10 protein-coding genes and 1 pseudogene are annotated in these 11,412 nt (G+C 72.0%); 6 read left to right on the top strand and 5 right to left on the bottom strand.

Going from position 1 to position 11,412, the window contains the following annotated elements; translation table 11 throughout:
- Together MKK54_RS11530 and MKK54_RS11525 are read left to right on the top strand one after the other, a co-directional pair.
- Positions 1-231: pseudogene (locus MKK54_RS11530) on the top strand (IS110 family transposase); the annotation flags it as partial.
- Between the two features lie 300 nt (positions 232-531).
- Complete coding sequence (locus tag MKK54_RS11525) at positions 532-1,647, top strand: DUF2125 domain-containing protein (RefSeq protein ID WP_244010934.1); 1,116 nt, start codon at positions 532-534, stop codon at positions 1,645-1,647.
- On the opposite strand, the gene MKK54_RS11520 is transcribed toward MKK54_RS11525, so the two are convergent.
- A complete protein-coding gene (locus MKK54_RS11520) occupies positions 1,641-2,606 on the bottom strand; it encodes a prephenate/arogenate dehydrogenase family protein (protein ID WP_244010931.1) in 966 nt (321 codons plus the stop codon). The genes MKK54_RS11525 and MKK54_RS11520 overlap by 7 nt on opposite strands.
- Positions 2,599-3,717, bottom strand: coding sequence for a pyridoxal phosphate-dependent aminotransferase (locus MKK54_RS11515; RefSeq protein WP_244010930.1), 1,119 nt, complete (start codon positions 3,715-3,717; stop codon positions 2,599-2,601). Before MKK54_RS11515 ends, MKK54_RS11520 begins: the two co-directional genes overlap by 8 nt.
- Positions 3,718-4,247: 530 nt before the next feature.
- Here MKK54_RS11515 and MKK54_RS11510 point away from each other — a divergent pair.
- On the top strand, positions 4,248-5,246 hold the full coding sequence (locus tag MKK54_RS11510; protein WP_244010928.1) for a Hint domain-containing protein: 999 nt from the start codon (positions 4,248-4,250) through the stop codon (positions 5,244-5,246).
- Between the two features lie 37 nt (positions 5,247-5,283).
- Entirely contained in the window at positions 5,284-6,189 is a 906-nt protein-coding gene (locus MKK54_RS11505) for a methyltransferase domain-containing protein (protein ID WP_244010926.1), read from the top strand.
- 49 nt (positions 6,190-6,238) lie between these two features.
- Here the strand turns inward: MKK54_RS11505 and MKK54_RS11500 are convergent, their stop codons facing one another.
- Positions 6,239-7,102 carry a chorismate mutase gene (locus MKK54_RS11500; RefSeq protein ID WP_244010924.1) on the bottom strand — a complete coding sequence of 288 codons (864 nt, stop codon included), beginning with the start codon at positions 7,100-7,102 and terminating at the stop codon, positions 6,239-6,241.
- A 334-nt stretch (positions 7,103-7,436) separates the two neighbouring features.
- On the opposite strand from MKK54_RS11500, the gene MKK54_RS11495 reads away from it, so the two are divergent.
- Together MKK54_RS11495 and metW are read left to right on the top strand one after the other, a co-directional pair.
- Positions 7,437-8,648 carry a homoserine O-acetyltransferase gene (locus tag MKK54_RS11495; protein ID WP_409564164.1) on the top strand — a complete coding sequence of 404 codons (1,212 nt, stop codon included), beginning with the start codon at positions 7,437-7,439 and terminating at the stop codon, positions 8,646-8,648.
- Between the two features lie 11 nt (positions 8,649-8,659).
- Complete coding sequence (gene metW, locus MKK54_RS11490) at positions 8,660-9,346, top strand: methionine biosynthesis protein MetW (protein WP_409564166.1); 687 nt, start codon at positions 8,660-8,662, stop codon at positions 9,344-9,346.
- A 32-nt stretch (positions 9,347-9,378) separates the two neighbouring features.
- On the opposite strand, the gene MKK54_RS11485 is transcribed toward metW, so the two are convergent.
- Together MKK54_RS11485 and MKK54_RS11480 are read right to left on the bottom strand one after the other, a co-directional pair.
- Positions 9,379-10,146: a methyltransferase domain-containing protein gene (locus MKK54_RS11485; RefSeq protein WP_244010919.1), complete on the bottom strand. Its 768-nt coding sequence runs from the start codon at positions 10,144-10,146 to the stop codon at positions 9,379-9,381.
- Between the two features lie 11 nt (positions 10,147-10,157).
- Positions 10,158-11,408 (bottom strand): amidase, encoded by a 1,251-nt coding sequence (locus MKK54_RS11480; RefSeq protein WP_244010955.1) that lies wholly within the window; start codon positions 11,406-11,408, stop codon positions 10,158-10,160.
- Between the last annotated feature and the right edge of the window lie 4 nt (positions 11,409-11,412).

Genomic DNA, 11,412 nt, shown 5'->3' with positions numbered 1-11,412 from the left:
CATCCCGGACGCCACGCCATCGCGGGCGGCCGACCGTGTCTGCGCACCGCGTTCTACATGGCCGGCATGGTCGCGGCCCGAACGTGCCCGGCCTTCAAGGCCCCCTACAGGGCCATGCGAGACGCCGGCAAACCCGCCAAGGTGGCCATCGTCGCCACCGGCCGCCGCCTCGTCGTCCTCGCCAACGCCCTCATCCGCGACGACAAAACCTTCGCCGAAAGCCACCTTATCGCTTGACCCGCAATACAGTCGCCGCTTGATCGAAGCGGAGACAGTCTCGCTCAGCCCGCGTGGCGCCTGAGCGAAGCCCAAATCCGCCATCCCGAAGGGATCGAACGGATTTGGTACGAACAGACTGTCGACGCCGCGAACTGAGCGCGGCGTTTCTCCTCCGCGCCTCGGGCGCGTGATCGATGTTCGAAGGGCCTGGCCGCCATGCTTTCGCCGTCGAGACCCTGCCAAGCCTTGTGAGCCGGAACGCCCTGAGGCAGGGCGTGACCTCCCTCAGGCGACGCAGGATACGAATACCCGATGGCGCAGAGTCCGACCCCGGCCCGTTCCCCTTCCGGCAACTCTCCTTCCGGCAAGTCTCCTTCGCGCAAGGGGCTGTTCCTTCCCTACATCCTCCTCGGCACCCTGGTGATCGCTTGGTCGATCGGCTGGTTCTACATCCGCCACCGGGCCGCGACCGAGATGGATGCCTGGCTCGCGCAGGAATCGGCCGCGGGACGGACCTGGAACTGCGCCGACCGCTCGATCGGCGGATATCCGTTCCGGATCGAGCTGCGCTGCGCTTCCCTCGCCTTCACCCGCTCCGACAGCCACTTCACCCTCGGGCCGGTGACGGCGGTGGTGCAGGTCTACCAGCCGCGACAGGGCATCCTGGAAGTCGGCGGCCCCTTCCATGTCGAGCAGGGCGACCTCACGGCGGACGCGACCTGGACCTCCCTGGAAGGCAGCTTCCACGGGGCTGCCGACGGTTTCGTGCGGGCGTCCCTGGTGGTGGACGGGGCGAAGGGCAGCGTCCACGGCGCCGGGGCGGCGCCGATCGATTTCGACACCCGGCACCTCGAATTCCATGCCCGCCCGACGCCCGGCCGCTTCGACGCGGACGGTGCCGTCGACACCAGCCTGCGCGTGAGCGAGATCCGCCTGCCGCTCGCCGACGCGGCCCTCGGCAACTCCGACCTGGCCGACCTCGCCCTCGACGCCACGATCAACCGCGCCACCACCCTGCGCACCGGCACCGTGGCGCGGGAACTCGAGGCCTGGCGCCGGGCCGGCGGCAGCCTCGACCTCGCGCTCCTGTCGCTGGCCAAGGGCGAGCGGCGGCTCCAGGCGAAGGGCACGCTCGACCTCGACGCGGCGCATCGGCCGCAGGGCCAGCTCGACCTGCGCGCGGCCGGGCTCGAGGCGCTGGTCGGTCAGGTCATGGGGCAGCGCTTCGGCGCGGAGAAGGGGGCGCTCATCGGCAACCTCGTCGGCCAGCTCCTCGGCGCACGCCGGGACCGGGCCGGGACCGAGCCGGGTGCCACGGCCCCGAACGAGGCCGCCCTCAAGGCCCTGCCGCCCTTACGCCTCGCCGAGGGCCGGGTGACGCTCGGACCGTTCCCGATCCCGAACGTGCAGCTTCCGCCGCTCTATTGAGCGGCGCCGGGCTTCGGGGCTTCGAGGCTTCGGGCTCGCTCGGGCTCGCTCGGGCGGGCACGCCCGAAATCGGCCTCCGCCGTCTCCTGGCCCATGGCGACGATGCCCCGGCGGATGGCGCGAGTGCGGGTGAAGAGGTCGTGCAGCGCGTCGCCGTCGCCCCAGCGGATGGCGCGGGCGAGCGCCGCCAGATCCTCGTTGAAGCGCCCCAACATCTCCAGCACCGCGTCCTTGTTGGTCAGGAACACGTCCCGCCACATGGTCGGGTCGGAGGCGGCGATGCGGGTGAAATCGCGAAACCCGCCGGCGGAGAACTTGATCACCTCGGATTGCGTCACCGCCTCCAGGTCGGCGGCGGTGCCGACGATGTTGTAGGCGATGAGGTGCGGCACGTGGCTGGTGATCGCCAGGACGAGGTCGTGATGCTCCGGCGTCATCGTCTCGACGATGGCGCGCAGGCCCTCCCAGAACCGGGTCACCCGCGCCGTGGCCTGCGCGTCCGCGTCCTCGGCCGGGGTGAGGATGCACCAGCGGCCCGAGAACAGGGTCGAGAACCCGGCATCGGGGCCGGAATACTCGGTGCCGGCCACGGGGTGCGCGGGCACGAAATGCACGCCCTCCGGCAGGTGCGGCGCCACGGCCGCCACCACCGCGGCCTTCACGGAGCCGACGTCGGACACGATGGCGCCCGGCTTCAGCGCGGGCCCCAGGGTCGCCGCGACCGCGCCGACGGCGCCCACCGGCACGCACAGGATCACGAGGTCGGCCCCGGCGGCCCCGGCCCCGAGGTCGTCCGTGGCGAGATCGGCGAGGCCGAGGGCGCGCACCCGCTCCAGCACGGACGCGTCCCCGTCGATGGCGACGATGCGCCGGGCGAGGCCGAACTGGCGGGCCCCGCGCGCGATCGACGAGCCGATCAGCCCGAGGCCGACGATCGCGAGGGTGTCGAACTCAGGCACCGGGCTCGCCCCGCGTGAAGGCGGTCAGGGCCTCGAGGAAGGCCGTGTTCGCCGCCTCGCTCCCGATGGTGACGCGCAGGGCGCCGGGCAAACCGTAGGAGGAGACGCGGCGCGTGATGACGCCCCGCGCCGTGAGGAAGCCGTCGGCCGCCTCGGCGTTGCGTCCGGGCGCGTCGGGGAAGTGGACGAGGATGAAGTTCGCGACGCTCGGCGTCACGCTCAGGCCGAGGCCCCGCACCGCTTCCGTCATGCGGGCGAGCCAGGTGTCGTTGTGCGCCACCGCCGCGGCCACGTGCGCCTCGTCCGCGATGGCCGCGGCCCCCGCCGCGATGCCGGCGCCCGACAGGTTGAACGGCCCCCGGATGCGGTTGACCGCATCGATCACCTCGGCGGGGCCGACCATCCAGCCGATCCGCAGGGCCGCGAGACCGTGGATCTTGGAGAAGGTCCGGGTCATCACGACGTTGGCGGATTCCAGCACGAGGTCGAGCCCGGCGCTGTAATCGTTCGCCCGCACGTACTCGGCATAGGCCCCGTCGAGGACGAGGAGGACGTGGGGCGGCAGGCCCGCGTGCAGGCGCCGCACCGCGTCGAAGGGCAGGTAGGTGCCGGTCGGGTTGTTGGGGTTGGCGAGGTAGACGATCTTGGTGCGCGGCGTGAGGGCGGCCAGCAGCGCGTCGACATCGGCGCGCAGGTCGCGCTCCTTCACCACCACGGGGGTGCCGCCGGCGGCCAGGATCGCGATCCGGTAGACCAGGAAGCCGTGCTCGGTGAAGATGCCCTCGTCGCCCGGGCCCAGATAGGCGTAGGCCAGGAAGGACAGGAGCTCGTCCGAGCCCGCGCCGCAGACGATGCGCGCCGGATCGAGGCCGTAGCGCGCGGCGATGGCCTCGCGCAGGCGCGTCGAGGTGCCGTCCGGGTAGAGCGCGAGCTTGGCGGCTTCCGTCCGCATCGCCTCCACCGCCTTCGGGCTCGGGCCCAGGGGCGTCTCGTTCGAGGAGAGCTTGTGCACCGTGGCGAGGCCGGGCGCCCCGCTCTTGCCGGGCACGTAGGCCTCGATGGCGAGGACGCCGGGGCGGGGCACCGGGCGCGGGGACGTGGAAGAGGACATGGTGGCGGCCGGTTGGTGGGCGAAGCGCCCGTCTCATGAAGCGCCCGTCTAACAAAGCTTGCCCGGCTTTGCGAGCACGGGGCACCGCGATCCTGGGCGGCTCGGGCGACGGGCGGCACGACCGTCGCGAGGCTTCGGGCACCGTCGCGCGTCGGGCTCGACGGGCCCGCGCGACTCTCTTGCCCGGTCATCCGTTTGATCCCTTCGATCAAGCGGAGACGGTCTCGCGCGTACTGGGCGGCAATTGTCCGAAACCTATGGCGTGATGAGGGCCCGTGTCCTTGATCGGAACGCTGCAAAAATGGCACATCACTGCGGAAAGCGGGGACGATGCTTTGCATCGTCCCGACAAAGACCCTGTTCGGGCAAATCCGGCAAATCGATCGGGGAGTTTCGCCATGGACGCATCAGGGCGTTCGCAACATAAAAACAGGGCCGATGACGGGTGCCGGATCGTCCAGATGCGCACGAATGCGCACGTTCCTCCGTCGCGAACCCATCGTTGAAATGCCTGTTTGGAGGAACGGATCGTGGCGATTAACTTCAGAAACACCGTCTACGGCGCGGGCTTCGTCGGCACGGACGACGGTGCTCCGGCCGCGTCCTTCGGCATCGACGATGTGTCGACCTCCGCGATCACCGTGAATGGAACCGTGAACGCGGTCGGCGACACCGTGACGGCGACGGGCATCTTCCCGGCGGAGTCCACCTCCACGACGAAGACGCTGTACGCCACGCAGTACGATTCGACGGGCATGATCCTGTTCTCGGACAGCCCGAACGCCGCCAACGCCACGACGCGGTACGTGCTGTCCAACACGGCGCTGGCCGCGCGCCAGCGCGTCACCTTCGACAGCAACAACACCGTGGGTGACTATGCTCCGGTCTGCTTCGTCACCGGCACCGGCATCCGGGTGATCCGCGACGGGATCGAGGCCGATGTGGCGGTCGAGGACCTGCGCGTCGGCGACCGGGCCGTCACCGCCTCGGGCGCGATCCGGCCGATCACCTGGATCGGGCACCGGGATCTCGACGGGCGGGGCCGCGCGCTCGCCCACAGCCAGCAGCCGATCCGTGTGCGCGCCGGTGCCTTCGGCCCCGGCCTGCCGGCCCGCGACCTCTCGCTCTCGCCGGGCCACCCCGTCCTGGTGGGCGCCGAGGCCGGCGCGCAGGGCGGCCACCTCGTGCCGATCATGTGCCTGATCAACGGCACCAGCATCGCGCGCGAGCCCGTCCAGGCCGTGACCTACTGGCACGTTGAGCTCGACGCCCACGACATCCTGCTGGCCGAGGGCCTGGCCGCCGAGAGCTACCTCGACTGGGGCGATCGTCCGTTCTTCGAGGAGGGTTCCGACCACGCCCTGCACAACCCGGACTTCGTCGTGCCCGGCCTGACGGCGCGCTGCCGGCCGGTGGCGGTCGACGGCCCCATCGTCGAGGTCGAGCGGATGCGTCTCGATGCCGTGTTCGCGGGCGAACTGGCGGCGCATTGCGCCTGGGACGACGCCGACGCCCTGATGGCCGGTTGAGGCCGACGGGCCGTCGCCCCGCCGAGGGAATGAATCCATGGTCGGCGATCCGCTCTCGCTCGATGCCTTCCTGGCACGACGCGGCGCGGATCGCCGGCTGGCCCGCTTGACCCACGACCTGCCCCTCCCCGAGGCCGTGGGCCTGGAATTCGGCCCCGGCGACAGGCCCACGGCCCTCCCCGAAGGCGTGCGCGTCGCCTATGTCGACCGTAACCCTGACGCCAATGCCGGATTGCCGGGGGCTCCACCGATCGACCACGCCTGGACCGGCGCGGGCTCGCTCGCGGCGGCTCTGGGCGACCGACAGGCGCCCAAGGGCTTCGACTTCGCCATCGCCGCGGGGGTTGCGCAGTTCGTCCCGAACCTTCTCGGCTGGCTGCGCGGCATCCACGCGGTGCTCCGGCCGGGCGGAGTGTTCAACCTGTCGCTCCCCGACCGGCGCTTCATGCGCGATGTCGGCCGATCGCGCAGCACCACGGCCGAACTGGTCGAGGCCGACCTGCTCGGCCTGACCCGGCCGAACCCGCGCCAGCGCTTCGCGCATCTCTTCGAGAGCCGCATCGTCTCGACCGACGGGATCTGGGCCGGCGAGACCACCGCGACGGCGCCCCGGATGGCCGGGCCGGAGGCCCTCGCCGAGGCCTACGCCCGGACGCGCGACGCGCTGCTCTCGGACGCGGACGAGCCCTGCCATTGCTGGGTGTTCACGCCGCGCGTGTTCCTCGATCTGGTCGCGGACGCGACGCGCCTCGGCCGGTTTCCCTACGTGCTGAACAACGTCTCCTCGACGGAGCCGGGCAAGAGCGAGTTCTTCGTGTCGATGCGCCGGGACGTTCAGGAGGAGCCGGACGCGCTGCGCGGGCTGCAGGAGGCGGCGCTCGGCCATCTGCGTGGGGTGCTCGACCGGCAGGCCCGCAACGCGGCGCAGATCGCCCGGCCTTGAGGCCCTGTCCCCCGCTGGGCCGGGCGGCCCGCACCCTGAAAGCTTACCGCTAGACCCGGAACCGGGCGGCGTGGCTGCCGATCTCGTCGAGGGCCTGCGGCGCGGCGCCGGCGCGGGTCAGCGCGTCGTGCAGCTGCCGGGCACCGACGCCGCCCGGAACGGCGAGGAGCAGGCAATGGTCGTCCCCGCGCGCCGCGCGGGCCACCACCTCGCCGTAGAGGTCCTGCAGGGCGCGGGCCGCCTCCGGTGCCCAGGCGCTGACGCGGGTGGCGTGCAGGACCCAGTCGCGCTGGGCCGCCGCCGGATCGTCGAGGGGGTTCGAGACCACGAAGACGGGGGTGCCCGCCGGGTGCGTCGGCCGCTCGATGAAGGGCAGTCGGGCGATGACCTTGGGCCTGCCCGCGCCGACGAGGCCCTCCCACCACGGCGCCGCCTCGGAGGACGCGCCCGAACCGTCGGGATCGAGGCGGAAGATGCCGAGGTCGCCGCGCGAGGCCGCCACCGCCTCGATCACCGCGAGGCAAGTCGGGTGCGGCCGGTAGGGCACCGTGAAGCCGAAATGGAAGCGGGCGGAATCGCGCATCGGCGCGTCGCCGCCCGAGATGTCGGCATGCACCGAGAACGGCGCCTGGACGTAGGTGAAGGTGGCGATGATGACCCGCCAGATGCCCTCCACGGTATCGAGCGGCAGCAGCCCGCGATGGCGCTCGGCGACGCGGCGCATCATCGAGGCCTCGCGTCCGGGCCGGAAGGCCGAGCCGCTGGCCGAGGTGCGCTTCACCGCGATCAGCCGGTCGATGATCGAGCCGCGCTGGATCAGGAGCGCGTGCATCTCGGCATCGATGCGGTCGATCTCGGCGCGCAAGTCCCCGAGGTTGTCGAGGGGCGGCGCGGGTCTCGTGGTGAAGCGCATGCTGGGCTCGCGAGGGTCCGGGGGTTAAGATCGGCAAGACCGGCAACGGGGTCTCGCCTCCCCGTCATCGCCGTCCGGTCTACGATCGCACGCGCCGAAGGGCCAGAGCCGTTTCCGCCAGAGCGCGAACGGCGGCCGGGTTTTGAAGGGGGGGCCCCGCGCCGATGCGCCTCCGGAGCCGGCATGCCGGCACCGCCCTTTCGTTGACGCGCGAGGGTGCGCACACTACCTCAACGCCTCGGGTCGCATGGTCCTCCGGCGAATGGCATACCAAGCCGGCCGCCCGTCTCCCGGCTGGATCGACGCACCGCCTCCTCCAACCCGTTTCATGACCATGTCGCTGGATACCGCCCTCAAGCCAGGCACGCCCGAAGACGAATCGGCGCGCGCCGACGCGCCGGGCGTGGAGGTGTCCCAGGCCCGCGAGCCGAAGGGCTCCGTGGCGCGGTTCGGCCCGGACGAGCCCCTGGCGATGGATGCGGGCGTGCAGCTCGCCCCCTTCCAGATCGCCTACCAGACGGCGGGCACCCTCAACGCGGACCGCTCCAACGCCGTCCTGGTCTGCCATGCGCTGACGGGCGACCAGCACTTCGCCCACACCCATCCGGTCACGGGCAAGGGCGGCTGGTGGGAGTCCCTGGTCGGACCGGGCAAGCCGGTCGACACCGACCGCTACTTCGTCGTCTGCTCCAACGTCATCGGGTCCTGCATGGGTTCCACCGGCCCGGCCTCCATCGATCCGGCCACGGGCCGGGCCTACGGGCTGGACTTCCCCCTGGTGACGATCCGCGACATGGTCCGCGCCCAGGCGATGCTGCTGGACCGCCTCGGCATCCGCGATCTGTTCCTGTGCATCGGCGGGTCGATGGGCGGCATGCAGGTGCTGCAATGGGCCGCGAGCTACCCCGAGCGGGTCTTCGCCGCGATGCCGATCGCCACGGGCCCGCGCCACTCGGCGCAGAACATCGCCTTCCACGAGGTCGGACGGCAAGCGATCATGGCCGATCCCGCTTGGGCGGAAGGGCGCTACCTCGAGGCCGGTACCCGGCCGGCCAAGGGGCTCGGCGTCGCCCGCATGGGCGCGCACATCACCTACCTGTCGGAGCCGGCGCTGCATCGGAAGTTCGGCCGGCGCTTCCAGGGTGGCTCGGCGCCGACCTTCTCGTTCAACGCCGACTTCCAGATCGAGAGCTACCTGCGCCACCAGGGCTTGAGCTTCGTCGAGCGTTTCGACGCCAACGCCTACCTCTACCTGACCCGCGCGATGGATTACTTCGATCTCGCCGCCGACAAGGGCGGCGTCCTCGCCAACGCCTTCAAGGGCAGCAAGACCCGGTTCTGCGTGATGTCCTTCACCTCCGACTGGCTGTTCCCGACCTCGGAATCCCGCGCCATCGTGCATGCGCTGAACGCGGCCTCCGCGCCTGTCGCCTTCGTGGAGGTGGAGAGCGACAAGGGCCACGACGCCTTCCTGCTCGACGAGCCGGTGATGTTCGCCGCCGCGCGCGGCTTCATCGACGCCGCCGCCCGGGCGCGCGGCCTGTGACGCGACCCGAGATTTCCGCTCACCGGCCCTGGGAAGTGGCCGAGACGCTGCCGCATGCCGAGGCCGGCAGCACCCGCGTCGATCACCTCGTCGTGCTCGACCTCGTGCCGCCGAACGCTCGCGTCCTCGATATCGGCTGCGGCGACGGCGCCCTGCTGGCGCTGCTGCGAGACCGGCGCGGCGTCGACGGGCGCGGCATCGAGCTCTCACGCGAGGGCGTGAATGCCTGCCTCGCCCGGGGCCTGCCGGTGATCCAGGGCGATGCCGATACCGATCTCGCCAATTACCCCGACGACGCCTTCGACGTGGTGGTCCTGTCCCAGACCATCCAGGCGACGCGCAACCCGCGCATCGTGCTGGAGCACCTCCTGCGGATCGGCCGGCAGGTCATCATCTCCTTCCCGAATTTCGGCCATTGGCGGGTGCGCTCGGAACTGGCTCTGCGCGGGCGCATGCCGGTCACGGCCCTGATGCCCGAGGAATGGTACGAGACCCAGAACATCCATCACTGCACGATCCGGGACTTCGTCGGCCTGTGCCGGACGGTGAACGCCGCGATCGAGAAGGCCACCGCCCTCGACGCGCGCGGCCGGCCGATGCGGTTCTCGATGCCCTGGTGGGTCTGGAACCTGATGGGCGCGCAGGGCGTGTTCCTTCTGCGTCGCGGGCAAGCGACCGACGGCAAGCCGGGCGCCTGACGCGAGTGCCCCGCCGTTGCACGTGAAAACCCTTAACCCTGTTCGCGCCGCCGGATGAGCAGGGTCGCGACCTCGTAGGTCACGCGGGCACCACCCGCCTCGAAAAGCCGCAGGACCCGGCGCAGGGCGCCCGCCGACAGGATGTCGCGGGTCCCCGGCGTCCCGGCTCCGATCGCCCGCAGGGCGCCGAGAAAGGCGCGGCCATCGGCGTGGACTTCGATGACGGGCTCGCCGGACACCGCGAGCGTGCAGCCGGGCAGCGACAGCCCGGCCAACTCCGCCAGCGCCGGGTAGCGCGGCGTCGCGGCCTCGAGACCGAGCGCCGCGTGCGCGGCGCGCCACTCGGCGAAGGTCCCCTCGGCCAGCGTCGCCACCGCCATCAGGCCGCCGGGCGCCAGGAGCGCGGAGAGGCGCGCGAGGGTCCCCGGCAAATCCTCGAACCATTGGGCCGCGAGGCTGGAGGCGATGAGATCGAAGCCGGGCGCGAGGCAGGGCCGCTCGGCGTCCATCACCGTGACATGCAGGTTCGCCGCACCAGTGAGCCGGGCGCGGCAGCGCTGGATCATGGCGGGGGCGATGTCGCTGGCGACGAGGATGCCGCGGCCCCTCTGCCGCGCCAGGGCGGCGGTCAGCAGCCCCGTGCCGCAACCGACCTCCAGGATGCGCGGTGCCGCCGCGCGCGACGCGCCGGCGATGCGCTCGGCCAGTCGCGCGGCGACCTCGGCCTGGATCGCGGCCGCCCCGTCATAGCCCTCGGCCGCGTCGAAGGCCCGGGCCACGGCCTGCTTCCAGGATTGCATGGCGGCTCTCGTCAGGCGCTCAGCGCCGCCTCGATCATGCGTGCGACCGCGAGCGCCCGGCCGTCGTCGCCGAAGCGCGCCACGACCTGCACGCCGAGGGGCAGCCCGTTTCCCGGGACCGGAACGGTGACGCAGGGCACGCCCATCAGGGTCCAGAGCCGATTGAAGCGGGCATCGCCCGTATCATCGAGGCCGGCCGGGGCGCGGCCCGGGGCGGAGACCGTCAGGATGGCGTCCATCTCGCGGAACAGGTCCTTCAGGACGCGCCGGGCGCGATGCGCGCTGCGGCGGGCGTCGTCGTAGGCGGAGGCCGGGAGCGCCTGGGCCGCGTCGAGCTGCGCGCCGAGTTCCGGGCTGAGCCGCGCCCGATGGTGCGCGTATTCCCAGGCCAGAGCCTGGCGCGCCTCGAAACGCTGGATGACGGGCTGGCGCGCCCAGGCTTCCGGCAGCGGCGCCGGGAGGGTCAGATCGGTGATCCGGGCGCCGGCGGCTTCCACCGCGCGGGCGGCCTCGTACAGGGCCGCGAGCGCATCCGCGTCGGGCGCGCCCCCGAAATCGTGAAAATCTTGGAAGTCTTGGAGGCACAGGCCGATGCGCGGAGCGCCCGGTGATCCGTCGAGATCGATGGCCGGCCGGTCCGCGATCAGGCTCAGGGCCCGGGCGATGTCCGGAATGCCGGCTCCGAACAGGCCGAGCGTGTCGAGGGCCCAGGAGACCGTCTTGACGCCGACCGTGGGCAGCAGGCGGAACGAGGGCTTGATCGCCGCGACCCCGCAGAATGCGGCGGGCCGGATCACCGAGCCCCCCGTCTGGGTGCCGACCGCCAGCGGCACCATGCCGGCGGCGACAGCGGCGGCCGAACCCGCCGAGGACCCGCCGGGCGTGTGCCTGGGATCGCGCGGGTTCACGGTGGCGGTGGGGTCGTGGCCGGCGAAGGGCGAGGTCGTGGTCTTGGCGAGCGGCACCGCGCCCAGCGCCCGCAGCCGGGCGACGATGGCCGCATCCGCCTTCGGCTGCCAGCCGGCATAGATGGCCGAACCCATCTGCGTCGGCAGGTCGGCGGTGTCGATGATGTCCTTGATGCCGACCGCGATGCCGGCGAGCGGACCCGCCTCGGAGACCGCCGGGTCCGGGTGCCGGCAGACGAGCGCGCCGACCGCCGGCTCGCGTGCCGCGATGGCCTCCTCGGCGAGGCGGATGGCGCCCGCGGGATCGAGGCGGCCGGCGTCGATGCGGGTGCGCAGATCGACGAGGGACTGCATATCG

This window comes from Methylobacterium sp. J-068 (genome assembly GCF_022829445.1).
In the GTDB taxonomy this organism is placed as follows: Bacteria; Pseudomonadota; Alphaproteobacteria; order Rhizobiales; family Beijerinckiaceae; genus Methylobacterium.
The sequence above is the reverse complement of the archived record's forward strand: the minus strand, read 5'-3'. Positions and strand labels throughout refer to the sequence as shown.